Annotated in this window: 21 protein-coding genes; 10 read left to right on the plus strand and 11 right to left on the minus strand. The window is 70.5% G+C overall.

Annotation, left to right across the window (positions count from 1 at the left end; all coding sequences use genetic code 11):
• Window positions 1-129 precede the first annotated feature (129 nt).
• The 6 genes from I5731_RS00895 to I5731_RS00920 form a co-directional block, all read right to left on the minus strand.
• On the minus strand, window positions 130-1,983 hold the full coding sequence (locus tag I5731_RS00895) for an ABC transporter ATP-binding protein (RefSeq protein ID WP_197309464.1): 1,854 nt from the start codon (window positions 1,981-1,983) through the stop codon (window positions 130-132).
• Window positions 1,980-2,897 carry an ABC transporter permease gene (locus tag I5731_RS00900; protein WP_197309465.1) on the minus strand — a complete coding sequence of 306 codons (918 nt, stop codon included), beginning with the start codon at window positions 2,895-2,897 and terminating at the stop codon, window positions 1,980-1,982. Before I5731_RS00900 ends, I5731_RS00895 begins: the two co-directional genes overlap by 4 nt.
• The gene (locus tag I5731_RS00905) at window positions 2,897-3,877 is read right to left on the minus strand and encodes an ABC transporter permease (RefSeq protein WP_197309466.1); all 981 of its coding nucleotides are present in this window, start codon (window positions 3,875-3,877) and stop codon (window positions 2,897-2,899) included. The genes I5731_RS00900 and I5731_RS00905 overlap by 1 nt, the downstream gene beginning before the upstream one ends.
• 338 nt (window positions 3,878-4,215) lie before the next feature.
• Window positions 4,216-5,796, minus strand: coding sequence for an ABC transporter substrate-binding protein (locus tag I5731_RS00910; protein WP_197309467.1), 1,581 nt, complete (start codon window positions 5,794-5,796; stop codon window positions 4,216-4,218).
• Window positions 5,797-6,184: 388 nt separating this feature from the next.
• Window positions 6,185-7,102, minus strand: coding sequence for a choline/ethanolamine kinase family protein (locus I5731_RS00915; protein WP_197309468.1), 918 nt, complete (start codon window positions 7,100-7,102; stop codon window positions 6,185-6,187).
• Window positions 7,099-8,088, minus strand: coding sequence for a phosphotransferase family protein (locus tag I5731_RS00920; protein ID WP_197309469.1), 990 nt, complete (start codon window positions 8,086-8,088; stop codon window positions 7,099-7,101). The genes I5731_RS00915 and I5731_RS00920 overlap by 4 nt, the downstream gene beginning before the upstream one ends.
• 343 nt (window positions 8,089-8,431) lie before the next feature.
• Here I5731_RS00920 and I5731_RS00925 point away from each other — a divergent pair, with 343 nt between their 5' ends.
• Together I5731_RS00925 and I5731_RS00930 are read left to right on the plus strand one after the other, a co-directional pair.
• Window positions 8,432-9,811 carry an amidase gene (locus tag I5731_RS00925; RefSeq protein ID WP_197309470.1) on the plus strand — a complete coding sequence of 460 codons (1,380 nt, stop codon included), beginning with the start codon at window positions 8,432-8,434 and terminating at the stop codon, window positions 9,809-9,811.
• A 111-nt stretch (window positions 9,812-9,922) separates the two neighbouring features.
• Window positions 9,923-12,217: an FdhF/YdeP family oxidoreductase gene (locus I5731_RS00930; protein WP_197309471.1), complete on the plus strand. Its 2,295-nt coding sequence runs from the start codon at window positions 9,923-9,925 to the stop codon at window positions 12,215-12,217.
• 22 nt (window positions 12,218-12,239) lie between these two features.
• On the opposite strand, the gene I5731_RS00935 is transcribed toward I5731_RS00930, so the two are convergent.
• Window positions 12,240-13,442 (minus strand): pyridoxal phosphate-dependent aminotransferase, encoded by a 1,203-nt coding sequence (locus I5731_RS00935; protein WP_197309472.1) that lies wholly within the window; start codon window positions 13,440-13,442, stop codon window positions 12,240-12,242.
• 285 nt (window positions 13,443-13,727) lie between these two features.
• Between I5731_RS00935 and msrP the strand changes: the two genes are divergently transcribed.
• Window positions 13,728-14,699: a protein-methionine-sulfoxide reductase catalytic subunit MsrP gene (msrP, locus tag I5731_RS00940; RefSeq protein WP_197309473.1), complete on the plus strand. Its 972-nt coding sequence runs from the start codon at window positions 13,728-13,730 to the stop codon at window positions 14,697-14,699.
• Window positions 14,700-14,732: 33 nt separating this feature from the next.
• On the opposite strand, the gene I5731_RS00945 is transcribed toward msrP, so the two are convergent.
• Entirely contained in the window at window positions 14,733-15,755 is a 1,023-nt protein-coding gene (locus I5731_RS00945; protein ID WP_197309474.1) for an LLM class flavin-dependent oxidoreductase, read from the minus strand.
• A gap of 257 nt (window positions 15,756-16,012) precedes the next feature.
• Between I5731_RS00945 and I5731_RS00950 the strand changes: the two genes are divergently transcribed.
• Window positions 16,013-17,194: an extracellular catalytic domain type 1 short-chain-length polyhydroxyalkanoate depolymerase gene (locus I5731_RS00950; RefSeq protein WP_197309475.1), complete on the plus strand. Its 1,182-nt coding sequence runs from the start codon at window positions 16,013-16,015 to the stop codon at window positions 17,192-17,194.
• Window positions 17,195-17,214: 20 nt separating this feature from the next.
• Here I5731_RS00950 and I5731_RS00955 read toward each other — a convergent pair whose 3' ends face one another.
• Window positions 17,215-17,865 (minus strand): NHL repeat-containing protein, encoded by a 651-nt coding sequence (locus tag I5731_RS00955; RefSeq protein ID WP_197309476.1) that lies wholly within the window; start codon window positions 17,863-17,865, stop codon window positions 17,215-17,217.
• Window positions 17,866-17,874: 9 nt separating this feature from the next.
• Window positions 17,875-19,095: a winged helix-turn-helix domain-containing protein gene (locus I5731_RS00960; RefSeq protein ID WP_197309477.1), complete on the minus strand. Its 1,221-nt coding sequence runs from the start codon at window positions 19,093-19,095 to the stop codon at window positions 17,875-17,877.
• A 158-nt stretch (window positions 19,096-19,253) separates the two neighbouring features.
• Here I5731_RS00960 and I5731_RS00965 point away from each other — a divergent pair, with 158 nt between their 5' ends.
• On the plus strand, window positions 19,254-19,547 hold the full coding sequence (locus tag I5731_RS00965; protein ID WP_197309478.1) for a hypothetical protein: 294 nt from the start codon (window positions 19,254-19,256) through the stop codon (window positions 19,545-19,547).
• Window positions 19,544-20,233, plus strand: a complete 690-nt coding sequence (locus I5731_RS00970) for a DUF899 domain-containing protein (RefSeq protein ID WP_197309479.1) — start codon at window positions 19,544-19,546, stop codon at window positions 20,231-20,233. The genes I5731_RS00965 and I5731_RS00970 overlap by 4 nt, the downstream gene beginning before the upstream one ends.
• 109 nt (window positions 20,234-20,342) lie before the next feature.
• On the opposite strand, the gene I5731_RS00975 is transcribed toward I5731_RS00970, so the two are convergent.
• The gene (locus tag I5731_RS00975; RefSeq protein ID WP_197309480.1) at window positions 20,343-20,798 is read right to left on the minus strand and encodes a MarR family winged helix-turn-helix transcriptional regulator; all 456 of its coding nucleotides are present in this window, start codon (window positions 20,796-20,798) and stop codon (window positions 20,343-20,345) included.
• 137 nt (window positions 20,799-20,935) lie between these two features.
• On the opposite strand from I5731_RS00975, the gene I5731_RS00980 reads away from it, so the two are divergent.
• From I5731_RS00980 to I5731_RS00995, 4 genes are all read left to right on the plus strand, one after another.
• Window positions 20,936-21,304, plus strand: a complete 369-nt coding sequence (locus tag I5731_RS00980; RefSeq protein WP_197309536.1) for a nuclear transport factor 2 family protein — start codon at window positions 20,936-20,938, stop codon at window positions 21,302-21,304.
• Window positions 21,305-21,518: 214 nt separating this feature from the next.
• On the plus strand, window positions 21,519-21,875 hold the full coding sequence (locus tag I5731_RS00985; RefSeq protein WP_197309481.1) for a hypothetical protein: 357 nt from the start codon (window positions 21,519-21,521) through the stop codon (window positions 21,873-21,875).
• Between the two features lie 192 nt (window positions 21,876-22,067).
• Window positions 22,068-22,610 (plus strand): YcnI family copper-binding membrane protein, encoded by a 543-nt coding sequence (locus I5731_RS00990; protein ID WP_197309482.1) that lies wholly within the window; start codon window positions 22,068-22,070, stop codon window positions 22,608-22,610.
• A gap of 45 nt (window positions 22,611-22,655) precedes the next feature.
• Window positions 22,656-24,272 (plus strand): copper resistance CopC/CopD family protein, encoded by a 1,617-nt coding sequence (locus I5731_RS00995; RefSeq protein ID WP_197309483.1) that lies wholly within the window; start codon window positions 22,656-22,658, stop codon window positions 24,270-24,272.
• The last annotated feature ends 42 nt before the right edge of the window (window positions 24,273-24,314 follow it).

A 24,314-nucleotide genomic window follows, 5' to 3' on the forward strand; every position in this document is an offset into this window, starting at 1 on the left:
CTGTCACGTGAGGCCGCGCGCGCCGGCCGGCCGGCCGGCGGCGGCGCGCGCCCGCCATGGTTGCCCCGGACCCCGGGCGCCGATCAAGTATGGTCGCCGCGCCTTGCGGCGACGGGCGGAGGGCCGTGGTCACGCCGGTTCCTCCACCAGCTCCCGCGCCGTCTCGCCGTGCGGGTCGACGAGATGGCAGGCCGCGAAATCCGAGCGGCCGCGCACGGTGAGCGCGGGACTCTCAACGCGGCAGCGGTCGAAGACGTTCGGGCAGCGGCTGGCGAAACTGCAGCCGGGCGGCAGGTCGATCGGGCTCGGCGGCTCGCCCTCGAGCAGGCAGTCCTCCGGCTTGTAGCGCCGCGCCTCCAGCGTCGGCACCGCGGAGAGCAGCGCGCGGCTGTAGGGATGGCCGGGATCGAAGAACAGCCGCTCGTTGCCGGCGATCTCCACCACCTCGCCGAGGTACATCACCGCGACGCGGTTGCAGACCCGGCGCACCATGGCGAGGTCGTGCGAGATGAAGACATAGGTGAGGCCGTGCAGCGCCTGCAGGTCCTCGAAGATCTTCAGCAACTTGAACTGCTCGGTCTGGTCGAGCGACGACAGCGTCTCGTCCATGATCAGCACTTTCGGCGCCAGCACCATGGCGCGGGCGACGTTGACGCGTTGGCGCTGGCCGGCGCTGAGGCCGAGGGGGAGTTCGTCGTAGAGCGACGCCGGCAGGCCGACCTCGTGCATCACGGTCAGCACCCGCTCACGGATCGCTTTGCCGTTGCGCTCGCCGTGGGTGCGCAGCGGCTCCTCGAGGATGGCGCCGATCGCGGTGCGCGGCGGCAGCGACGAGAACGGGTCCTGCAGCACGAGCTGGAAGTTCTTGCGAAACTGCATCAGCTCCTTGCCGGAGAGCTTGGCGACGTCCTTGCCGTCGGCGAGCACCACGCCGCTGTCGGGGAGTTCGAGGCGCGAGAGCAGGCGCATCAGGGTCGACTTGCCGCAGCCCGATTCGCCGACGACGCCGAAGTTCTCACCGGGGAAGACGTCGAAGGTGACGTTGCGCACGGCGCGCACCGTGCTCATCGCCGCAAACGTGCCGCGCTTCCTCACCTTGTAGCTCCGCGTCGCGTCGCGGATGCTGAAGACGGGCTCTGCATCCTCGGCGGTCGCGGCCGGGGCGGAGGTGTCGGTCCAGAGCTGCGGGATCTGGCCGATCAGTTCGCGGGTGTAGGCATGCGTCGGGGCGGAGACGAGGCTCTTCGTCGCCTGGCGCTCGACGACGCGGCCGCCTTCCAGCACCAGAACCGTATCGGCGACCTCCGCCACCGTCGGCAGCGACGACGAGACGAAGACGACGGCGGTGTCGAAGCGCACGGTGAGTTCGCGCATCAGCCGCAGCACCTGCGCCGCCACCGTGACGTCGAGCGGCTGGGTGACGTTGTCGGCGACGAGGAAGGCCGGGTTGGAGACGAGGGCGTCGACGATCAGCGCGCGCTGCATCATGCCGCCGCTGAACTGCGACGGGTATTCGTGGAAGCGGCTGCGCGCGGAGGGGATGCGCACGGCGTCGAGCAGCGCGATGGCGCGCTCCTCGGCTTCCTTCCGGTCGATCTCCGGGGCGACGGCGCGCAGCTTCTCGACGATCTGCCGGCCGACGGGCAGCGTCGGATCGAGCGCGCCTTGCGGGTTGGCGCCGACATAGGCGATCTCGCGCCGGAGCGCGCGCATCTCGCCGCGCGGCAGCGTCAGAATGTTGCGGTCCTTGTAGGTGACGCTGCCCCCGGCAATCGCCAGCGGCGGCTCGATCCAGTTGACCAGCGCCCGCGACAGCACGGTCTTGCCCGAGCCGCTGGCGCCGATGATGCCGAGGATTTCGCGGGGCTTGAGGTCGAAGCTGATCGCCTCGATCAGCGGCCGGCGCGCCGCGGCCGGCCCGTCGCCGAGCACGAGGTCGACGGTGAGGTCGCGGACGGAAAGGACGGGTTTCGCCTCGGTCACGACACGCCTCCGTAAACGCGGTTGCGGGCTCGCTCGAGCGTGGCGCCCATCAGGTTGATGCTGGTGAGGGTGAGGCCGAGGAAGACGCCGGGCAGCGTGGCGATCCACCAGGCGTTCAGCAGGTACTTGCGGCCGTCGGCGATGATGTTGCCGAAGGTCGGCGTCGGCGGCTGCACGCCGAGGCCGATGAAGCCGAGGATCGATTCGAAGATCATCATCCGCGCGACGTCGAGCACCGAGACGAAGATGATCGGCGGCAGGATCAGCGGCGCGAGCAGCCGCAGCATGATGCGCAGGTTGGAGGCGCCCATCACCTGGGCGGCGCGGACGTACTCGCGCTTGCGCTCGGTCATCACCACCGATCGCGTGACGCGGGCATAGGTCGGCCAGCTCGACAGGCCGAGCACCAGGATGATCGCCGGGATGGTCGGCCGCGAGACGCCGAGCACCGAGATCGCGAGGATGATCATCGGGATCGAGAGCTGCGCGTCGGTGAGGCGCATGATGACGGCGTCGACCTTGCCGCCGTAGTAGCCGGCGAGCATGCCGAGGGCGCAGCCGATCACCAGCATCACCGCCACGGTGGAGACGCCGATCAGGAACGAGTAGCGCAGGCCGACGAGGCTGCGCACCAGCATGTCGCGGCCGATCTGGTCGGTGCCGAGCGGGTGGGCGATGGTCCAGTTGTCGCCGAAGAACATCGGCGGCAGCAGGCGGTCGCGCACCACCATCTTGGTCGGGTCGATGCCGGAGATCTCGGGATAGAAGGCGGCGGCGAGGGCGAGCACGAGGAAGACGCCGAGCCCGAGGCGGAACTCGAAGGACGCGAAGGCCTGCTTCCAGATGCGCCGCGACAGCGAGGCGGTGCGGAGGGCCGGGGCGGCCGGCGCGAGGGTCGTGTCGATGCTGGTCATCAGTATTCGAGCCTCGGGTCGATCAGCGTCGCGGCGAGATCGACCGCGATGTTGATGAAGACGAAGATGGCGCTGGTGACGATGGCGATGCCCTGGATCAGCGGGAAATCGCGTTGCAGCACGGCGGTGATGGTGAGGAGGCCGAGGCCGGGGTAGTCGAAGATGAACTCGACCACCAGCACGCCGCCGAGCAGGCCGCTGATCTGGATGCCGAGGATGTTGAGCAGCGGCACCGAGGCGTTGCGCAGGGCATGGGCGAAAACGATGCGCGCCCGGCCGAGACCGCGCACGGCGCCGACCGCAACGAAGGATTCGGTCATGATGGTTGCGAGCGAGCTCGTCAGCGTGCGGATCAGCACCGGCGAGAGCTCCACTGCCAGCACCAGCGCCGGCAGGATCGTATAGGCGAAGCCGTGGTAGCCGATCGCCGGCAGCCAGCCTAGCTTCACCGAGAACAGCAGCGCCAGCACGATGCCGAGCCAGAAGTTCGGCAGCGAGATGAAGATCGACGAGAGGTAGAACGCAACCCGGTCCGGCCATCGCCCGGGCGCGAGACCGCCCGGCACGCCGATGACGAAGGAAATGATCAGGGCGAACACGATCGACAGCGCGGCGAGCTGCAGCGTCATCGGCAGCGTGTCGCCGATCAGCGTCAGCACCTCGGCGCGCTCGCCGCGGGTGCTGTCCGAGAACGAGGCGCCGCCGGTGGAGGCGCCGCTCGCCGGGCGCACGAAGGACTGGCCGAGGTCGCCCTGGATGACGCCGCCCATGTAGCGGCCGAACTGCACCAGGATCGGGTCGCGCAGGCCCATCTCGGTGGCGATCTGCTCGATCAGCGCCTCGGGCGCCATGCCGCCGGCCATCAGGCGCACCGGATCACCCGGCACGACGCGCAGCAGCGTGAAGATCAGCAGAGACACCAGGAAGACGATGAGGGCGCCCTGCGCGAGGCGCCTGGCGAGGAAGCTCAGGATAAACATGCGGGCGACAGCTCCATCGCTGGCCGAACCATGATCTGCCGGACCGGCGGGCGGCCGAAGCCGCCCGCCGGGATCCGATATCGGAGCGTGCACCTGTCCGCCGCCGCCGCGCCAGCACCGCCCTCATCCTGAGGAGGCCCGCAAGGGCCGTCTCGAAGGACGAGGGCGGCCACGCTGTTCGCGCGGCACCGGCCCGGGCCGCCTCGCCCTTCGAGACGCATCGCTTGCGCGATGCTCCTCAGGATGAGGCGGGGAGAGGTCGGTACGGCCTACTGCGATGGCAGCTTCAGCCGCGGCCGCTCCGGTGTTGCCGGCCACTCGCGTGGCCGGCACGAGGCTCAGGCGAAGGTCGCCTTCGACGCGTCCATCGACCCGTCCGGGTAGATGAACAGGCCTTCGAGGTCCTTCGACATCGCGTGGATCATCACCGAGGTGAACAGCGACAGCGCCGGCACCTTGTCGGCGATCATCGGCATGGTCTCGGTCTGCAGGATGGTCTTGCGCTCCTCGAGGGTCGGGGCGCTGCGCTCCTTGTCGAGGGTGGCGTCGAGCTCCGCATCCTCGATGCCGCAGATGCGCTTCGACGAGGAGTGGAAGTGCGTGCGCAGCACGAGGTCGGGCTCGGGCGAGCCGGTCGACCAGCCGCAGTCCACCATGTGGCCCGGGCCGCCGCCGGGGCGGTCGTAGAGGCGCTCGTTCCAGGCGGCGATCTCGAGCACCGAGAGCGTCACCGGGAAGCCCTGCTCCTGCAGCATGGCGGTGAGCACTTCGCCGTATTCCTTGGTCTTCGGATAGAAGCCGACGGAGGTGATGTACTCGAGTTCCGGCAGGCCCTGGCCGTTCGGGAAGCCGGCCTCGGCGAGCAGGGCCTGGCAGGCGTCGGGATCGTATTCCGGGTAGTTGTCGAGGTCGATGTAGCCGAACTTCACCGGCGAGACGTAGTTCTTCGAGGCGTGGCCGGCCGAGCCGAGGATCTCGACCAGCACCGAGCGGTCGATGGCGTGGGCGGCCGCCTTGCGGACGCGCGGGTCGTTGAAGGGGGGCTTGGAGCAGCGGAACCAGAGGTACTTGTTCTCGACCGAGACTACCGAGGAGATGGCGATCGACTCGTTGCTCTCCAGCGTCGCGACCTGCTCGGGCTCGAGGCGCTCGACGATCGAGGCCTGGCCGTTCAGCAGCGACAGCATGCGCGTCGTCGAATCGCCGACGAAGTTGAACGAGATGCCCGGGATCTTCGGCGCGCCGAGGAAGTAGTCCTCGTAGGCGGCGAGGACGGTGTCGTTGCCCTTCTGCTCGACGAACTTGAACGGGCCGGTGCCGTTGAGGCGCTGCGACAGCGGGCCGGAGGGGCCGGCGGCGATGTCGGTCGCCGACATCATCGGCAGGTAGGAGGCGAGGAAGATGAAGAGGTGGGCCGGGTAGCCGCCCTTCGTCGTGTCGACGATGACGGTGTAGTCGTCCGGGGTGGTGATGGTGAGCGTCTCGGTCGGGCCGGGATACCACTGCGCCGGGCGGTCGGGCTGCGAGCCGTACTCGAAGGTCGCCTTGACGTCCTCGGCCTTGAAGGGCTTGCCGTCATGGAACTTGACGTCGTCGCGCAGCTTGATCTCGAGCGTGTTCGGGTCGAGCAGCTTGATGCTGGTGGCGAGCTCGTAGATCACCTCATCGGGGTTGTCGATCCGCATCGGCGTGCGGGTCAAGAAGCCCATCACGAAGCCTTCGACGTTCTTCTGCGACAGCGTTGTGTGCGCGGTCGGATCCCAGTTGCCGGTGATGTTCTCGGCCGAAAGGAAGACGATCGACTTGCCTTCCTGGGCGTAGGCGGAATTGAACAGGAAGTCCGGATTGACGGTGGCGAAGGCCGCGCCGGCGCCGAGCGCGCCGGTGCCGGTCAGGAATTTGCGACGGTTGATGGTCATGGTGGTCCCCTCTGATGCGCGAGCGTCAGTATGTTGTTTTTACAAGAAACAACATAAACGGTCGGCGACATTCAAGCAACCGTCATGCCATCGCCCGGCCGTCGGTCGGCGGCGCAAATATGGGGCGGCGGCGCGGACGTTTGCGCAGTTTGGCAGCAGCAATCGTCCAAAACCCGCGCAAATGTGCGGCACGCGCCAGATCCAGTCCCATCGGGCACGCGCCGCGACGGCCGCCGATTCGCCGGGACGCCACTTCGAGACCCGCCGTCCGGCCGCCGCGACATACGGGGCCTGAATCCGCAACAAAGTCACAAAACCACATAGATAGGCTGACGCCTTGCGGTGCGCCATGAACTGGCCGGCTCGCGGCCGCCGAGGCCGGCGGCGGTCAGACCCTCGCCAGCGCCTCTTCCCATGTCGGCGCCAGCATCGAGTGCCTGCCGCGCAGGAACAGCAGGTCGGCGTATTTGCCGAAATCGAACGGGAGCTGCGAGACCTGCTCCTGCAGCGTCGCCCAGCAGCCCCAGGTGATGGCGGCGACACCGATGTAGAGGTGGATGCGGGCGGCGACGTCGCGGCGGTAGCTGCCGTCGTAGACCTCCAGCATCTCGCGCCGGGTGGCCGCGTCGAGCAGGAAGCTCTCGAAGCTCATCATGGCGAGATCCCAGTAGGGATCGTTATTGGCCGCATATTCCCAGTCGATGATCTTCACGCGCTTGCTGGCATCGACCATGTAGTTCGAGACATAGCCGTCGTTGTAGCAGGCGCAGGTGTCGAAGCCGGATGCGCGCACCGCGGCCTCGGCGCGGCCGCACTGCCACATCAGCTGCTCGAAATCCTGCGGCAGCGGGGCGCCGAGCTTGCGCAGCCGCTCGAGGTGTCCGCCGAGCTGGTCGAAGCCGGTGGCGGTGCGGCCGAGCTGCGTCGTCGTGTGCACGGCCTTGTAGGCGCCGAGCACGCCGTTGCGGATGACGGGGTCCTGGATGTCCATCACGCCACAGCTGCGGAAGCCTTCGAGGAACTCGTAGACCTCGATGCCCTGCACGGGGTCGTAGTGCAGCAGCTTCGGGGCATAGCCGGTGTCCGAGACCTTCAGCGCCGCCTCGTGTGCGACGTCCCGGTCGATGAACAGTTCGGTGCCGGCGCCGTGGATCTTCAGGAAATAGCTGGCGCCGGTCTCCCGGATGCGGATGCGCCAGTTGATGTTGGTGATGCCGCCGCTGATCCGCTCGGGCACCGGCGTCAGCCCCTGCCAGATGTCGATGCCGGCGACGATGGCGGCGATGTCGGGGGCCGGGGCGCTCATCGGCCGACGGCCTGCCGCAGCAGACCCTCCATGTCGAAGTGCTGCAGGTGATAGCTCATGCGCAGCCAGCGGTTATGGGCGTATTTGTAGAGTTCGGGACCCGCGGTCGCCGGATTGATCTCGGCGAGCGCCGCCCAGCAGGCCCAGGAAAAGTCCTGCACGACGGCATGGAGCTTGAGCTGCGCAAGGTCAGCCGGCACGGCGGCGCCGACGGCGGCGGTCAGCAGCCTGCCGCGTTCCTCATCGGTACGGCAGAGGTCGAGCGACAGGGTGGCGAGGTCGGCGAGGGGGTCGCCGTCGACGGCACGGTCGAAGTCGGTGAGCAGCATGGCGCCGTCCGGTCCGAGCAGCACGTTGCTGGCGAACGCCTCGCCGTGCAGCGGCACGGCGGCACCGGCGGGCCGGCTGTCCAGCACCGCAGCGATCCGCTCCACCCACTGCACCAGCATGGGAAACGGCAGCGGCGGGCGGGCGGGGAAGGTCGGAGTGGCGCGGCCATCGAGGTGCGGGCCAAGCCGGGCGGCCAGCGCCAGCGCCACGGCGGCGGGATCCTTGGTGACGCCGAGCGCCGGGGCCGCGTGCCAGCGGCGGCGGAGCTCCATCAACTGGGCGAGGCGATCCGGGCGCAGCAGCTCGTGCGCCGTCGCGAGGCGCCAGCCGTCGCCGAGGGGTGCGAAGGCGATGCAGCCGGCGCCCGCGTCACCGGCGATCACCCGCGGCGCGATCCCCAGTTCTCCGGCGGCGACGGCCGCGGCGATGGCGTCCGCCGCGGTGAAGGGGGCGAGTGCGCCGGCATGAAAGCACTTGATGTAGGCCCGGGTGGCGCCGTCGGCGACCAGCCGGAAGCCGGCCGCATCGAGGCCGAGATGCATTGGCATCGCGATCGCGACGCCGGCCGGAACCAGCTCCGCATCGCCGCCCGCGCCGAGGGCGGCGACGGCGAATCCCCGAACCTGGCTCGCGGGAGAAACATCGAGGGCCTGCACGGGACCTCCATAGCCACATGGGCACGGGAAAGCCCGCGCACGACCGATGCGGCAAACGTCACATCATTCACCCCGCTGCGTCAACGCTGAGCGCGACGCAAATATGTGCACGGATGCAGGCAGCTCGCTCATAGTGTCGCCAGCCCCTGACAGCGGCCCCGATTTTTTCCTTCCTGATCAATGATTTGATTCGCGCCTCCCGGAACCCCCGCGGCTATGGTCCATCGCGAGCGCGGCAGACGCAGCCGCGGCGCGGCGCGAGGTGCCTTCTTCTCGCGCTTGCAAAAACCACAAACAGGCATGATCGTCCGGGCATCCCCTTCTCACCACGGAGCCTGATCGCATGTCGGCCTGGACGCTGGACGCCACCGAACTCCTCGCCGCCTTCCGCGATCGCAGCCTGTCGCCGGTCGAGGCGCTGGAGTCGGTGCTCGCGCGCGTCGCGGCGGTGAACGGCACGATCAACGCGCTGTTCGACATCCGCCCGGACGAAGCGCTCGCCGCAGCAAGAGCCTCGGAGGCACGCTGGCGGGCGGGGACGCCGCTCGGCGCGCTCGACGGCATCCCGATGACGATCAAGGACAGCGTCGCCGCGGCCGGGCGGCCGTACTGGCGCGGCGTGGCGGCGCGGCGGAACGATCCGCCGTCGACGGTGGATTCGCCGCCCGCCGCGCGGCTTCGCGAAGCCGGGGCCGTGGTGTTCGCGAAGACCACCATGCCGGATTTCGGGCTCTCCTCGTCGGGCGTCAGCTCCGCGCACGGCATCACGCGCAATCCGCACGATCCGTCCGTGTCCACCGGCGGCTCGTCGGCCGGGGCGGGCGCGGCGGTGGCGGCTGGCGCCGGGCCGCTCGCCATCGGCACCGATCTCGCCGGCTCGGTGCGGCTGCCGGCCGGGCATTGCGGCGTCGTGGGCGTCAAGCCGAGCTTCGGCCGCGTGCCGCACCTGCCGGCGAGCCGGCTGCGCGTCGCAGGTCCCTTGGCGCGCTCGGTCGCCGATGCGGCGCTGCTGCTCGGCGTGATGGCGCAGCCCGATCCCAGGCTGCCGACCGTCCCCCTGCCCCCGCTCGGCGGCGCCCTCGATCCGGGCGCCGGGCTCGGCGGCGTCCGCGTCGGGCTGATCCTCGACATGGGCTTCGGCCTCGCCGTGGAGCCGGAGGTGGCGGCCGCCGTGACGGCCGCGGCCGAGCGCCTCGCCGCGGCGGGCGCGACCATCGTACCGATCCGGCCGGCGTTCGCCGGCGATCCGCTCGTCGATGCCGACCGCTACTACGCCGTGAAGGCGGCGCAGGAGCTCGCCGGATTTTCGGAGGCCGACCGCGCCGCCATCAATCCGCATGTGCGGGGCTATGCCGAGAGTGGGGCTGCGATGTCGGCGCTCGACTATCTCGCCCACGGCGAACGGCTCGAGGCGGCGGCGACGGCCTTCGCGCTCGCCTGCGAGGGTGTCGACTTCGTGCTGACGCCGGTGATCACCTGCGTCGCCTTCCCGGCCGAGTGGCTGGGGGCCGATCCGGCGCGGCCGCTCGCCCACCTCGGCTTCACGCTGTTCATCAACATGCTCGGCTGGCCCGCGGCCGCGGTGCCGGGCGCTGCCAGCGCCGCCGGCCTGCCGATCGGCGTGCAGATCATCGGCAAGGCCGGCGACGACGCCGGCGTGCTGCACGCCGCCGCCGTGCTGGAGGCGGCGACGCCGCGGCGGCGGACGTTCCCGCTCGCCTGAGCGGTCTCGGACGACGGCCGTTTCCCGGGCGTCGGTCGGGTCCCACGGAACAAGCAGCCGAGCCGGACGGTTCACCCTCGCAATCCCCCCTTCAATTGCGATGGAAGCCTCATGTCCCGCACGCCCCGGATCGAACCCTATGAAGGCCCCGCCGGCGGATGGGGTTCGGTCAAGTCGCTCGTCCGTCATGCGCACCAGGGCGAACGCCTGCTCTCCAGCCCGGCGCTGCTGTCGAAGCAGAACAAGCCGCACGGCTTTGCCTGCGTCAGCTGCGCCTGGGCGAAGCCCGCCAATCCGCACCCGGCCGAGTTCTGCGAGAACGGCGCCAAGGCGACGTTCTGGGAGCTCGACCGCGGCCGGGTCGCACCCGCCTTCTTCGAAGAGCACACCGCGACCGAGCTGAAGACCTGGGACGATCACGGCCTCGAGGCCGCCGGCCGGCTGACGCATCCGATGCGCTTCGACCATGCGCGCGACCGCTGGGTGCCGGTCGACTGGGACGAGGCGTTCGCCGAGATCGGCCGCGAACTCAGCCTGATCCGCGCCGAGGATCCGAAAAAGGTCGTGTTCTACGCCTCCGGCCGGGCCTCGCTCGAAACCTCGTACATGTACCAGCTGTTCGCCCGGCTCTACGGCAACAATAACCTGCCCGACAGCTCGAACATGTGCCACGAGACGACGTCGGTGGCGTTGCCGGAAAGCATCGGCCAGCCGGTCGGCTCGGTGCGGCTCGAGGATTTCGACCAGGCCGACGCGTTCTTCTTCTTCGGCCAGAACGTCGGCTCGAACAGCCCGCGCATGCTGCATCCGCTGCAGCAGGCGAGCCGGCGCGGCGCCGAGATCCTGACCTTCAACCCGCTGCGCGAGCGCGGGCTGGAACGGTTCACCAATCCGCAGGAACCGATCCAGATGGTGACCGGCGGCGAAACCCGGATCAGCAGCGAATACTACCAGGTGAAGGCGGGCGGCGACATCGCGGCGATCGCCGGCCTGTGCAAGGCGGTGTTCGCACTGGACGCCGCGGCGATGGCCCGCGGCGAGCCGCGGGTGATCGACCCCGCCTTCATCGAGAGCGAGACGAGCGGCTTCGAGGAGTTCGCCGGCTTCATCGCCGGCCTCGCCTGGGACGAGATCGAGCGCGAATCGGGCCTCGGCCGCGCGGCGCTGGAGAAAGCCGCCGCGACCTACGCGAAAGCAAAGCGCGTCATCGGCGTCTATGGCATGGGCCTCACCCAGCACAAGCACGGCGTCAGCTCGGTGCAGATGCTGGTCAACCTCCTGCTCCTACGCGGCAACATCGGCCGGCCCGGTGCCGGCATCTGCCCGGTGCGCGGCCATTCCAACGTGCAGGGCCAGCGCACGGTCGGCATTTCGGAAAAGCCCGAGTTGGTGCCGCTCGACCTGCTCGGCGAACTCTACGGCTTCGAGCCGCCGCGCGAGCACGGCCTCACCACGGTCGACGCCTGCAAGGCGATCCTCGACGGCGAGGTGACCGGCTTTATCGGCCTCGGCGGCAATTTTCTGCGCGCCGTGCCCGAGCACGGGCCGATGGAGGCGGGTTGGCCGAAGCTGCGGCTCACAGTGCAGGTCGCGACCAAACTCAACCGCGGCCACCTCTTCAACGGCGAGGTCGCCTACCTGCTGCCCTGCCTCGGGCGGATCGAGATCGATGCCCAGGCGACCGGGCCGCAGGTGGTCACCGTCGAGGACAGCACCGGCAACATGCATGCTTCACGCGGCCGGGTGGCACCGGCGAGCCCGCATCTCCTCTCCGAGGCGGCGATCGTCGCCGCCATCGCCCGGGCGACGCTGCCGGAGGTGACGACGGTGCCGTGGACCGACTGGGTCGCCGACTACGGTCTCGTCCGCGACGCGATCGAGCGGACCTACCCGGAGATTTTCGCCGACTTCAATGCGCGGATGGATACGCCCGGAGGCTTCCCGCGGCCACTGCCGGCGCGCGATCGCGAATGGCGCACGGAGAGCGGCAAGGCGAACTTCCTGCTGCCGAAAGCGATGTCGGCGAGCTTCCAGGAGAGCGCCGATCCGGACGAGCTGCGGCTCATCACGCTGCGCAGCAACGACCAGTTCAACACCACGGTCTACGGCTACCGCGACCGCTTCCGCGGCATCGAGGGCACGCGAATGGTGGTGCTGCTGAACGCGGAGGACATCGCCCGCATGGGGCTCAGCGACGGGGCCGAAGTGACGCTCGAGACCTCTGTCGACGACGGCGTCGAGCGGCGGCTGCCGGGCCTGCGTGTCGTTGCCTACGACATCCCGAAGGGCTGCTGCGGCGCCTATTACCCGGAGGCCAACGTGCTGATTCCGCTCTGGCAGTATGCCGAGCAGAGCAAGGTGCCGGCGGCGAAATCGGTACCGGTCCGCGTACGGGCCGGCACCTGATCGACGGACCTGTCGGACGCCCTCAGCGCAGCGAGGCGCAGAAGCGCTGGATGCGGCTGCAGGCTTCCTCGAGGTCCTTGTTCGAGGTGGCGTAGGAGATGCGGAACGCCGGCCCGAGGCCGAAGGCCGTGCCCTGCACCACCGCGACGCCTTCCTGCTCCAGCAATTCGGTCGTGAAGATCTCGTCGTTCTCGATGACGACGCCCTTCTCGGTCGTCTTGCCGATCAGCCCCTCGCAGGACGGATAGACGTAAAACGCGCCTTCCGGCAACGGGCACTTCAGGCCGGTCGCCTGGTTGAGCATCGAAACGACGAGGTCGCGGCGGCCCTTGAAGATCTCGTTGTTGCTGGCGATGAAGTCCTGCGGCCCGTTCAGCGCCTCGACGGCCGCCCACTGGGCGACCGAGCAGGCGTTCGAGGTCGACTGCGACTGGATCGCGGACATCGCCTTGATCAGGTGCAGCGGGCCGGCGCCGTAGCCGATGCGCCAGCCGGTCATGGCATAGGCCTTGGAAACGCCGTTGACGGTGAGCGTGCGATCCATCAGCGACGGCTCGACCTCGCCGATGGTGGCGAACTTGAAGTCGTCGTAGACGAGGTGCTCGTACATGTCGTCGGTCAGCACCCAGACATGCGGATGCTTCAACAGCACGTCGGCGATGGCGCGCAGCTCGGCGGCGGTGTAGGCGGCGCCGGTCGGGTTGGACGGCGAGTTGAAGATCACCCACTTGGTCTTCGGGGTGATCGCCGCGTCGAGCGCGTCCGGCTGCAGCTTGAAGCCGACCGAGGCGTCGGCGACGACGAACACCGGCTCGCCGCCGGCGAGCAGCACCATGTCGGGATAGCTGACCCAGTAGGGCGCCGGCACGATGACCTCGTCGCCGGGATTCAGCGTCGCCATCAGCGCGTTGTACAGCACCTGCTTGCCGCCGGTGCCGACGGTCACCTGCTCGGGCTTGTAGACGAGGTTGTTCTCGCGCTTGAACTTCGCCGCGATCGCCGCGCGCAGTTCCGGGATGCCATCGACGGCGGTGTACTTGGTCTTGCCCTCGCGGATGGCGCGGATCGCCGCTTCCTTGATGTTCTCGGGCGTGTCGAAGTCCGGCTCGCCGGCGCCGAGGCCGATCACGTCGCGGCCCGCCGCCTTGAGTTCGCGCGCCTTCGACGTCACCGCGATCGTCGGCGAGGGCTTCACGCGGGCGAGGGAGGCGGACAGGAAACTCATCGTGGATAACTCCCGGAAGGGATTGGCCGGTTCGGCGCTTTTGCGGCCGCAAACTAGGCGCCGCGACGTTTCGGCGCAAGGCGGTTTCGAGCGGCCGCGCGGGCCAGGACGGCATGTCCGCCATGCGCGGGCGGGCGGCGTCCCGGCGCGGCGCCCGCCCGCCATCCGGCGCACGCCGCCTTGACGCGAACGTGTCTTGAAGGGCCGGCGCCGGAGCCTACTCTCCGACGAGTTCCATCCGGCCGCCGACGAGCGGCCCGCACGCACGGCCGACGAGGACACGAGATGCTGATCCGCACACGCCGCAGCTGGGAAATCCGCGACGCCGAGGCAACGCCCGAGGCCGCCTTCCTCGACCGTCGCCGCCTGCTGGCGCTCGGCGGCCTCGCCGCCGGGTCGCTGCTGCTGCCCGGCACGCTGCTGCCCGGCACGGCGCGGGCGCAAGAATCGGACCCGACCGCCGACCTCTATCCCGCGACCCGCAACGAGACCTATGTCGTCGACCGCGAGCTGACGCCGGAGGCGATCAGCGGCCAGTACAACAACTTCTATGAATTCGGCTCGCAGAAGACGATCGCCTCCACGGCGCAGGCCCTGAAGACGCGGCCGTGGACGGTGCGGATCGACGGGATGGTCGAGGAGGAGCGCACCGTCGACATCGACACGCTGATCCGGGCGATGCCGCTGGAAGAGCGGCTCTATCGCCATCGCTGCGTCGAGGCGTGGTCGATGACGGTGCCGTGGACGGGCTTCCCGCTCGCCGCCCTGCTTGCCTATGCCCGGCCGCTCGCCGGCGCGAAGTTCGTCCGCTTCGAGACCTTCCTCGAGCCGGAAACCGCCTCCGGCCAGCGCCAGGTCTGGTATCCGTGGCCCTATGTCGAGGGGCTAACGATCGCGGAGGCCGGCAACGAACTCGCCTTCGTCGCCACCGGCATCTACGGCAAGCCGCTCGCCAAGCAGTTCGGCGCGCCGCTCCGGCTGGCGCTGCCGTGGAAATACGGCTTCAAGTCGATCAAGTCGCTGGTGCGGGTGAGCTTCACCGATGAGCGGCCGGTCAGCTTCTGGGAGACGATCCAGGCGAGCGAATACGGCTTCTGGGCCAACGTGAACCCGGAAGTGCCGCATCCGCGCTGGACCCAGGCCGAGGAGCGCGTGCTCCATACCGGCGAGAAGGTGCCGACGCTGCTCTTCAACGGCTATGGCGAGCAGGTCGCCGGCCTCTACACCGGGCTCGAGGGCGAAGCGCTCTACATGTGAGCGCCTCGCCTTGTACGAGACCTTGCCGCCGCGTCAGCGCCAGCCGAGGGCGGGCGCGACGTGGGTCAGGATCGCCTCGATGACGTGGACGTTGTAGTCGACGCCGAGCTGGTTCGGGATGGTGAGGAGCAGCGTGTCGGCCTCGGCGATCGCCTCGTCGCCGGCAAGCTGCTTGACCAGAGCATCCGGCTCCGCCGCATAGCCGCGGCCGAAAATCGCCCGCGTGTTCTCGTCGAGGTAGCCGATCTGGTCGCTGTCGGAGCCGCTGCGGCCGAAATAGGCGCGATCGCGATCGTCGACGAGCGGGAAAATGCTGCGGCTGACCGAGACACGCGGCGTCCGCGTGTGCCCGGCCTCGGCCCAGGCCGCGCGGAACGCCCGGATCTGGGCCGCCTGCTGCACATGGAACGGCAGGCCGCCCTCGTCGTTCTTCAGCGTCGAGCTCTGCAGGTTCATGCCGAGCTTCGCCGCCCAGACGGCCGTGGCATTGGAACTCGCGCCCCACCAGATCCGCTCGCGCAGGCCCTCCGAATGCGGCTCGACCCGCAGCAGGCCTGGCGGGTTGGGGAACATCGGCCGCGGGTTCGGCTCCGCAAAGCCCTTGCCGCGGAGCACCTCCAGCAGCACCTCGGTATGGCGGCGCGCCATGTCGGCGTCGGTCTCGCCGTCCGCGGGCAGATGGCCGAAGTAGCGCCAGCCGTCGATCACCTGCTCGGGTGAGCCGCGGCTGATGCCGAGCTGCAGCCGGCCGCCACTGATGAGGTCGGCGGCGCCGGCGTCCTCGGCCATGTAGAGCGGGTTCTCGTAGCGCATGTCGATCACGGCGGTGCCGATCTCGATCCGGCGCGTTCTCGCACCGATCGCCGCGAGCAGCGGGAACGGGGCGGCGAGCTGGCGCGCGAAATGATGCACCCGGACATAGGCGCCGTCGGCGCCGAGGTCCTCGGCCGCGACCGCGAGGTCGATCGACTGCAGCAGGGCGTCGGCCGCGCTCCGCGTCTGCGAATGCGGCGACGGGGTCCAGTGGCCGAACGAGAGAAAACCGATCTTCTTCATGAGATTATCCTGCAGGCCGGGCGAGGCCGGGCCCCGCATTGTCCCGGCTCATGTGGCACTTCCGCGGCCCGCCGGCCATTCCGGTGGCGCGCCCCTGCCCCGCGGCGATCGCAGGAAGGGGCGAAAAGCCGGGGTGATCGGCAGAGCCTCCAGACCACCTTCTCGATTCCGCCGATATTGCACTGCAACAATTCCTGCCCGGCGGTGTTCTACCTATGCCGTCCAGTTCGGGGCGTCAGCAAGCAAGGACGGCCATGATGCGGAAACTGTCGGACACCATCGCGCGGCTCGCCGCCATGCGGACCATGAACGGATCGATGCGCCCGGCGCCGACGCGCAGCGAGCGCCTCAAGGATCTCGGCGATTTCGGCTCCAACCCCGGCGCTCTGAAGGCGCGGATCCACGTTCCCGCCGGGCTGCCGGACGATGCGCCGCTGGTCGTCGTGCTGCACGGCTGCACCCAGAACGCCGACGGCTACGACGCCGGTGCCGGCTGGTCCGAACTCGCCGACGAGGCCGGCTTCGCCGTGCTCTACCCGGAGCAGGACCGCAGCAACAACCCCAATCTCTGCTTCAACTGGTTCGTGCCGGCCGACATCAAGCGCGGCTCCGGCGAGGCATTGTCGATCCGGCAGATGATCGAGGCGATGGTCGTCACCCACCGGCTCGACCGCAAGCGCATCTATGTCACCGGCCTCTCCGCCGGCGGTGGCATGGCCGCGACGATGCTCGCGGCCTATCCGGAAGTCTTCGCCGGCGGCGGCCTCATCGCCGGTCTCGCCCACGGCGTCGCGGGCACGATCCCGGAAGCCTTCGACCGCATGCGCGGCCAGGGCCTGCCGCCCGCCGGTGAATTGCAGAAGCTGCTGCGCGACGCCTCGACCCACGAGGGGCCGTGGCCGGTCGTCTCGATCTGGCAGGGCACCGCCGACCAGACCGTCGTGCCGGCAAACGCGCAGGCGATCGTCGACCAGTGGCGCGGCGTGCACGGGCTCGGCGAGGCGCCGACCCTGTCGCAGACCGTCGGCCGCCACGCCCAGCAGATCTGGTCGGACAAGGGTGGTCGCACGCTCGTCGAGCTGCATCTGATCAACGGCATGGCGCACGGCACGCCGCTGAAGGCGCAGGGCAGCGGCAGCCTCGGCACGCCGGCCCCGTATCTGCTCGACGTCGGCATCTCGTCGACCCGTGCGATCGCGGACTTCTGGGGCATCGCCGAGGGCGTCACGGTGGTGGCCGGCGCGTCGGAGCGGACGACGACGAACGTCCAGACCCTGCCCGTGCCGGTCACCCCGGCCGCCGGCCGGGCCGGTGCGGCGCCGTCGGGACGAGCCCGGGCGACCGCGGACGACGGTGCCGGGAGGCCCCATCCCTCGACCGCCGGCGGCGTCAAGGCGATCATCGAGGACGCCCTGCGCGCCGCCGGCCTGATGCGCTGATCGACGCCCGCGGCGGCCGCTCAGTCGGCGGCCGCGGGGCGCCGCGGCCGCCGGATGGCGCGCACGACGCCGCTGCCGCCCCCGCCGCAGAACAGGCGGTCGGCGCCGTCGGATTCGAGGCCCGAGACGCCGGTGCCGGCCGGCATGTCGAGCCGCTCCAGCACCGCGCCGGTGGCGGGATCGATGCGGCGGACGTCGCTCTTCTCGTCCTGCCAGGTGCCGTGCCAGAGCTCGCCGTCGACCCAGGTCACACCGGTGACGAAGCGGTCGGAGCGGATGGTGCGCAGCACGGCGCCGCTGTCCGGGTCGATCTGGTGGATGGTGCGGTCGCGGTACTGGCCGACCCAGAGCGTGCCCTCCGCCCAGGCGAGCCCGGAATCCGCGCCCTTGCCGGGCGCGGGGATGGTCGCGACCACGGAGCCGGTCGCCGGATCGATCTTGCGGATCACGGCGTCGGCGATCTGGAAGAGGTGGGTGCCGTCGAAAGCGGTGCCGGCATCGGCGGCGACCTCGAGGCTGGCGACGATCTCGCCGCTGTCCGGATCGAGCGCGTTCAGCCGCTCGCCGCAGGCGAGCCAGACGTTCTTGCCGTCGTAGCTGACGCCGCCGACGTCGCGGACGCCGGGAAACGGGCCATATTCGCGGAGGATTTCTGCGGGCGTGTCGGTCATGACGCGATCCTAGCCCGGCTTCGGCAGCGCCGGGAGTAACAAGCTTGTCGGGAAACCCGGCACGCGCTGCGTGGTCCAGCGGACGGCGCGGCCGTGGCCGAACCGCTCGGCGAGGCCCGCTTCCGACAGCGTCTCCAGCGCCCGCTGCACGGTGCGCGGACTGACGCCGAGCGCCAGCGCCAGCGCCGAACTCGACCACGCCTCGCCATCGGCGAGCAGCGCCAGCACGTCGGCGTGCGCGCCTTCGGCCGGCGGCGCCAACACCGCGACACCGGCGCCGCCGGCCGGCTCCAGCATGAACCCCCGCTTCGTCGCCGTCACCCCGGCAAGCCCCCCGAGCACCTTGCGCAGCCGGCCGATCTCGACGCGGAGCCGGGCACGGTGGGATTCGTCGCTCTCCCGGCCGCGGAACACCCCGGCGATCAGCGCCTCACGGGCGACGTCGCCGGGCCAGGCGGCGGCGAGCGCGCGGGCGAGCGCAAAGATCACCGGGCGACCGGCAAGGGGCAGCTGTGCCGGCCCGGCGCGCACGACGCCGCGGCAGGCATCGACCACCAGCATCGGCGAACCCAGCAGCGCCTCCACCTCGGCAAGGTCGAGCAGTCGCTCGGTGCTGCCCGAGACCAGCCGCGCGGCCGGGGCCGCGAGCGCCTCGGCCGCCGTGGTCACTTCCGCCACCAGCGCCGGCAGGCCCGTCGCCCGGGCCGCGGCCAGTGCCCTTGCGAAGGCGTCGCGCGCCGCCTCGGCCCGGATCCGCCGCAGGGCGATACCGGCCGCCACCAGCCAGTAGCCGCTGTGCGACACGACGGGGAGCGCGTCCGTGTCGAGCGCGCCGAGCATCGCCTCGGCGGCGTCGAGCCGGCCGATCAGCAGCAGCCGCCGCGCCTCGAGATAGCCGGCGTGGGCGGCGTTGGCCCGGTCGCCGTGCGCGGCGAGTGTCGCCCTCGCCGCGGCGAGCACCGTGATCGGCCCGCCGAGATCGCGCGAGACGAGGGCGATCTCCGCCTCCGCCACCACGCAGCGCGCCCGGGACATTGTTTCATCGGGCCCGAAGCCGCGCGCCGCGCTGCGCAGCAGCAGCCGCGCCCGGGCGAGGTCGCCGAGCTGCGCCATCGCGATGCCGCGCAGCGCCAGCGCCGGGGGATCGCCGCGCAGGGCGACGCGCTTCAGCGCCGCCAGCGGATCGCCCGCCGCCAGCGCCCGCGCCGCGCCCGTGATCAGCGAATCCATCGAAATCCCGCCACGCTTGTCACTCTCGCCCGGTCCCCGTCCCGCCGTAAAACCGCCTCGGCCGCAGATATCGGCCACGGAGAGCCGGCCCCGGCCGGACGAACCCAGGATGATCCGGCCTCGGCCGGATCTGGCGACAATCGGTCGGGAGCCGGAAAATGACAACGTCCCCCACGACGGACCGCCGGTCCCCGGACCTGCTGCCGCCGGCCGGAACCGCCGGCTGGCTCGCGCTGGCCGCCGCCCCGACCTTCGCCGTCATGGCGCTGGTCGAGGTCACCCATGCCCGGCCACCGGCGCTCTGCGCTCCCGTGGCCGGCCTGCTGCCGATCGACGGCATGACGGCGATGTACCTCTTGATGAGCGTCTTTCACCTGCCGCCGTGGCTGAAGCTCGCCGCCGGCCGTCCGGCGGCGTCCCCCGGCCCAACCCCCGAAGGAGATGAAGCATGACCCCCGAGATCGTTTCCCGTGAAGCCTGGCTCGGCGCGCGCACCGCGCTGCTCGCCAAGGAACGCGCCCTCACCCACCAGCTCGACGCGCTGCGCGCCGAGCGCCGGCAGATGCCGTGGGTGCGCATCGAGACGCCCTATGTGTTCGACGGCCCCAACGGCCCGGTGACGCTCGCCGACCTCTTCGGTGCGCGGAGCCAGCTCGCGATCTACAATTTCATGCTGCCGCCGGGCTCGGACCACATCTGCCCCGGCTGCGCCTTCGTCTCCGACCACATCGACGCGGCGCGGCAGCACTTCGAGCAGGCGGACCTCGCCTTCGCCGCGGTGTCGCGGGTCCCGCTCGCGCGGATTGAGGCGGTGAAGCAGCGGATGGGCTGGCGCTTCCCGTGGGTGTCGTCCGAGAAGAACAGCTTCAACTTCGACTTCGGCGTCTCGTTCACGCCCGAGGACATCGCCGCCGGCCGCGCCGTCTACAACTACGGCACGCCGATCAAGCGCAGCGAGGACATGTTCGGCATCAGCGTCTTCGCGAAGAACGACGCCGGCGACGTCTTCCACACCTACTCGACCTACAGCCGCGGCGCCGACCTCCTGATCGGCGCGTTCAACTGGCTCGACATCGTGCCGAAGGGCCGCAACGAGACCGGCACGATGAGCTGGGTGAAGCTGCACGACGACTACTGATCCGGTCGTCCTCGCAACGCGGCCGTCGGGCGGGATCTTCTCCGTCCGGCGACCGGCGGTTTTCTCGGAGGAGACCGCGCCGGGTCCGGCCTCAGCGACCCGCGGTCGCTCACTCCTTCGTCAGACGCTCGAGGTTCTCGATCAGCCGACCCAGCAACGCGATGAACTGGGCCGCTTCCTCATCGGAGAAGCCGGCCATCGCCTCGCCGTTACCTCGGAAAAGCTCGGCGCAGGCTTCGGGAAGACGGGCCCGAGCCGTGTCGGTCAGGGAAATCCGGCTGCTGCGCCCGTCGGCCGGGTCGGGCGTGCGTTGGATCAAGCCGTCCCGCTCCATCCGTACCAACATCTGAGCCATGGACGGCTGCTCGATCCTGGCGAAGCGCGCCAGGTCGCGCTGCGTCTCGGCGCGGCCCTCCTCCAAGGCGACGAGGACCGGGAGGTAGCCTATTCCGAAGCCGAGGGGCTTCAGGCGCGCCTCGCTCAGGCGGGCAAACGCCCGCGCCGCCAGACTGATGAGATGTCCAGGCGTCGAAAGGATGTCGGGGTTGGTCTTTCGCTGTTGCATAGGGGCCTATCTTGATAGATAGTTACCTATATACCATCGGAGGTCCAGACGCAATGAACCGCTTCTCCGCACGCGTGGTGGCCGGCATCGTCGCCGCCGCCTCGATCGCCAGTGTCGCCCGGGCAGAGGAAAATGCCATGAGCCAGAACGTCGAGACGCTCAAGCTCCTCTATGAGCGCTTCAATGCCAGGGACATCGACGGGGTTCTCGCGCAGCTCTCCGACGATGTCGAATGGGCGAACGGCATGGACGGTGGCCATATTCAGGGCCATGACGGCATCCGGGCCTATTGGACGCGCCAGTGGTCGCTCGTCGATCCGCATGTCGAACCCGTGCACTTCGACCAAGGTGCCGACGGCGCCCTCGTCGTCGAGGTCAAGCAGACGATCCGCGATCTCGCGGGCAACCCGGTCGAGGAGAAGGGCCTCCGGGACAAGACGGTCGGCCACATCTTCCACTTCGCGGGCGGAAAAGTCGTCCGCTTCGACATTCGTGAGCAGGAATGACCCTGCGGATGGTCCGGCGCGGCGGCGACCGCGATGACGACGAGGGCGATGACGACGAGGGTGAGGAAGCTGCCCTGCGCGGCGTCCTCCGCCCGGCGATCCTCTGCCGCGTCAGGCCTGTCACCGTGCCGCCTTGGCAGGCGCAGGTCGCGCTGCTAGAGGGGTGGCGGGGAGATTCCGAGCCGTGCTGACCTTGCGCAGAGAGGGATGGAGCATGATCGTGGCGCTGGTCGCCGCGTATGTGCTCGTGTTCCAGGCGCTGTTCGGCGGGCTCGCGGGTCCGGCCCGCGCCGGCGACCTGCTCGGCCCCGGCGACCACATCCTCTGCCTCACCGGCGACGCCGGCATCGGCACCGCGCCGGAGCCCCACCACGACGGCACGCTGCCGGCATGCTGCACCCTCGCCTGCCTGATGCACCTCACGGTGCTGCCGCCCGAACGGCCGTGGAGCGGCCTCCGCCATCCGCGCCGGCAGCCCGCTGCTCGTCCGCTGCGGCGCCCCGCACGCCGCGCCGATCGCCGCCCCGAGCGCGATCCCGGACGACCGCGCGCCCCACCGCGCCCGCGCTGATCGCGCCACACCCGCCGCTTTCGACCCCGCCGGCCTGCCGCTCACCTTCGTGAGTGGCCGCGCCGTCCGGTTCGTCGGCGCGCCGGGCCGCGGGCCGGCCCCCGCATCCGTTTCATCCTCGCCGTTCTGATTTCCGATCGCTCGCGGATCCCGTGCGCCGAGGCGCCGACGCGGGCCTAGAGAGGACACCCCATGTCGAAGACCCTGTTCACCGCCGCGCTCGTTGCCGCCGGCACCCTCGTCGCCGGCACTCTCGGCGCCACCGCCCACGTCTCGCTCGAGGTCCAGGAGGCCCCCGTCGGCTCGACCTACAAGGCGACCTTCCGCGTGCCGCACGGCTGCGAGGGCAAGCCGACCAACGTCGTGCGGGTGCAGATCCCCGACGGCGTCATCGCCGTGAAGCCGCAGCCGAAGGCCGGCTGGACGCTGGAGAAGCTGCGCGGCGACTACGGCAAGACCTACGACTACTACGGCACGCCGACCAGCGAAGGCGTCAAGGAGGTGGTCTGGAGCGGCGGCAACCTCGGTGACGACGAGTACGACGAATTCGTCCTGCGCGGCTTCCTCACCACCGATCTGAAGCCCGGCGACACGCTGCACTTCGCGGTGGTGCAGGAGTGCCCGGAGGGCCTCGCCGAGCGCTGGATCGAGGTCCCGGCCGCAGGCCAGTCGGCCGACGATCTCGAACTGCCGGCTCCCGGCGTGAAGCTGCTCGAGAAGACCGGCGGTCACTGAGCGGCACGCGGACGGAAGCCGAGGCCCCGGCGGGAGATGGCGAAGATGAGGATGGCGAACAGCATGCGGCGCATCGCGATGATGCTACGGGTCCTCGTCCTCGCCGTGCTCGCCGGGGCCGGCCTCAGCGGCGAGGCGGCGGCGCATGCCGCGCTGACCGGGACCGACCCGGTCGACGGCGCGGTGCTCGCTGCGCCGCCGCCGCGCCTCGCGCTCACCTTCAGCGAACCGGTGTCGCCGATCGCGCTGCGGCTGATCGGCCCGGACGGCGCCGCGACGGCGCTGGATCGCTACAGCTTGCGCGACCGGACGCTGGAGATCGCGGCCCCGGACGGGCTCGCAGACGGTACCCATGTGCTGTCCTGGCGCGTGATCTCGGAAGACGGCCATCCCGTCGGCGGCGCGCTGGTCTTTTCGATCGGTGCGCCGAGCGCCGCGGCACCGATCGTTGCCGACGCGGGCGATCCGGCGGCGCGCGCCGGGCTCTGGGCGGCAAGGGTCGCGCTCTATGTCGGGCTGTTCGTCGGGGTCGGCGGGGTGTTCGGCCGGCTCTGGCTCGGCGGCGACGCGGGGCCCGGCCGCGCGGCGCTGCTCGGCGTGCTCGGGCTCGGGGCGGCCGGCACCGTTCTCTCGGCCGGCCTGCAGGGGCTCGACACGCTCGGCGCCGGCCTTGCCGCACTGGCCTCACCCGCCGTCTGGTCGGCCGGGCTCGGCACCAGCTTCGGCCGCACGGTCGTCCTCGCGCTCGCCGCGCTGGCGCTCGCCGCGGTCGCCCTGATTCGGGGGGCCGGCCGGCTTGCCCTCGGCCTCGGCGCCACCGCCGCGCTGCTCGCCGCCGGAAGCCTCGGCGCGAGCGGCCACGCCAGCGCCGCCAGCCCCGGCTGGCTGATGCGCAGCATGGTGGTCGTGCATGCCGCCGGCATCCTCGTCTGGATCGGCGCGCTGCCGCCGCTCGCCGCCACGCTGCGGGCGGGGCCGGCGACGGCACGGCCGGCGCTCGCCCGGTTTTCCGCGGTGATTCCCGTCGTCGTCGCGGCGATCGTCGGCGCCGGCACCGTGCTCGCCGTGGTGCAGGTCGAGGCGCCCGCGGCATTGACGGCGACCGACTACGGCCGCGTTTTCCTCGTGAAGCTCGCGCTGCTCGCGCCGCTGTTCGCCCTCGCCGGCTGGAACCGCTGGCGGCTGACGCGGCCGGCGCTCGCCGGCCGGACCGCCGAAACCCGCAGGCTCCGGCGCATCGTCGTCGCCGAGATCCTGCTCGCCGCCGCGATCCTCGGCGTCGCCGCGACCTGGCGCTTCACGCCGCCGCCGCGCGCCCTCGCCATTGCCGACGCGGCGCCGGCGGCGATTCACATCCACACCGCGCGTGCCATGGTCGACCTCAGCCTGACGCCCGGTCGCGCCGGCCGCGTCGACGTCGCGGCGGGGCTGATGACCGGCGACTTCGGCCCGCTCGACGCCAAGGAAGTGACGTTCGTGTTCGCGCTGCCCGCCGCCGGCATCGAGCCGATCCGGCGCCGGGCCGCGAAGGGCGCCGATGCGCTCTGGCGCGCGGCGGACGTGACCCTGCCGCTCGGCGGCGCCTGGACCGTGCGCGTCGACATCCTGATCTCGGACTTCGAGATCGTCCGCGTCACGGGCGAGATTCCGCTGCGGAACTGATCGGCGCGGCGCCCCTGCAGTGCGACGGGGCGGCATGGACGA

The sequence above is a fragment of the Methylobrevis albus genome, assembly GCF_015904235.1.
Taxonomy (GTDB): domain Bacteria; phylum Pseudomonadota; class Alphaproteobacteria; order Rhizobiales; family Pleomorphomonadaceae; genus Methylobrevis_A; species Methylobrevis_A albus.

Bases quoted from the DNA above. Each gene is read 5' to 3' on its own strand.
- I5731_RS00900 (WP_197309465.1), bottom strand. From the start codon at position 2,897: ATGACCAGCATCGACACGACCCTCGCGCCGGCCGCCCCGGCCCTCCGC.
- I5731_RS00905 (WP_197309466.1), bottom strand. From the start codon at position 3,877: ATGTTTATCCTGAGCTTCCTCGCCAGGCGCCTCGCGCAGGGCGCCCTC.
- I5731_RS00910 (WP_197309467.1), bottom strand. From the start codon at position 5,796: ATGACCATCAACCGTCGCAAATTCCTGACCGGCACCGGCGCGCTCGGC.
- I5731_RS00915 (WP_197309468.1), bottom strand. From the start codon at position 7,102: ATGAGCGCCCCGGCCCCCGACATCGCCGCCATCGTCGCCGGCATCGAC.
- I5731_RS00925 (WP_197309470.1), top strand. From the start codon at position 8,432: ATGTCGGCCTGGACGCTGGACGCCACCGAACTCCTCGCCGCCTTCCGC.
- I5731_RS00930 (WP_197309471.1), top strand. From the start codon at position 9,923: ATGTCCCGCACGCCCCGGATCGAACCCTATGAAGGCCCCGCCGGCGGA.
- I5731_RS00935 (WP_197309472.1), bottom strand. From the start codon at position 13,442: ATGAGTTTCCTGTCCGCCTCCCTCGCCCGCGTGAAGCCCTCGCCGACG.
- msrP (WP_197309473.1), top strand. From the start codon at position 13,728: ATGCTGATCCGCACACGCCGCAGCTGGGAAATCCGCGACGCCGAGGCA.
- I5731_RS00945 (WP_197309474.1), bottom strand. From the start codon at position 15,755: ATGAAGAAGATCGGTTTTCTCTCGTTCGGCCACTGGACCCCGTCGCCG.
- I5731_RS00950 (WP_197309475.1), top strand. From the start codon at position 16,013: ATGCGGAAACTGTCGGACACCATCGCGCGGCTCGCCGCCATGCGGACC.
- I5731_RS00955 (WP_197309476.1), bottom strand. From the start codon at position 17,865: ATGACCGACACGCCCGCAGAAATCCTCCGCGAATATGGCCCGTTTCCC.
- I5731_RS00960 (WP_197309477.1), bottom strand. From the start codon at position 19,095: ATGGATTCGCTGATCACGGGCGCGGCGCGGGCGCTGGCGGCGGGCGAT.
- I5731_RS00965 (WP_197309478.1), top strand. From the start codon at position 19,254: ATGACAACGTCCCCCACGACGGACCGCCGGTCCCCGGACCTGCTGCCG.
- I5731_RS00970 (WP_197309479.1), top strand. From the start codon at position 19,544: ATGACCCCCGAGATCGTTTCCCGTGAAGCCTGGCTCGGCGCGCGCACC.
- I5731_RS00975 (WP_197309480.1), bottom strand. From the start codon at position 20,798: ATGCAACAGCGAAAGACCAACCCCGACATCCTTTCGACGCCTGGACAT.
- I5731_RS00980 (WP_197309536.1), top strand. From the start codon at position 20,936: ATGAGCCAGAACGTCGAGACGCTCAAGCTCCTCTATGAGCGCTTCAAT.
- I5731_RS00985 (WP_197309481.1), top strand. From the start codon at position 21,519: ATGATCGTGGCGCTGGTCGCCGCGTATGTGCTCGTGTTCCAGGCGCTG.
- I5731_RS00990 (WP_197309482.1), top strand. From the start codon at position 22,068: ATGTCGAAGACCCTGTTCACCGCCGCGCTCGTTGCCGCCGGCACCCTC.
- I5731_RS00995 (WP_197309483.1), top strand. From the start codon at position 22,656: ATGAGGATGGCGAACAGCATGCGGCGCATCGCGATGATGCTACGGGTC.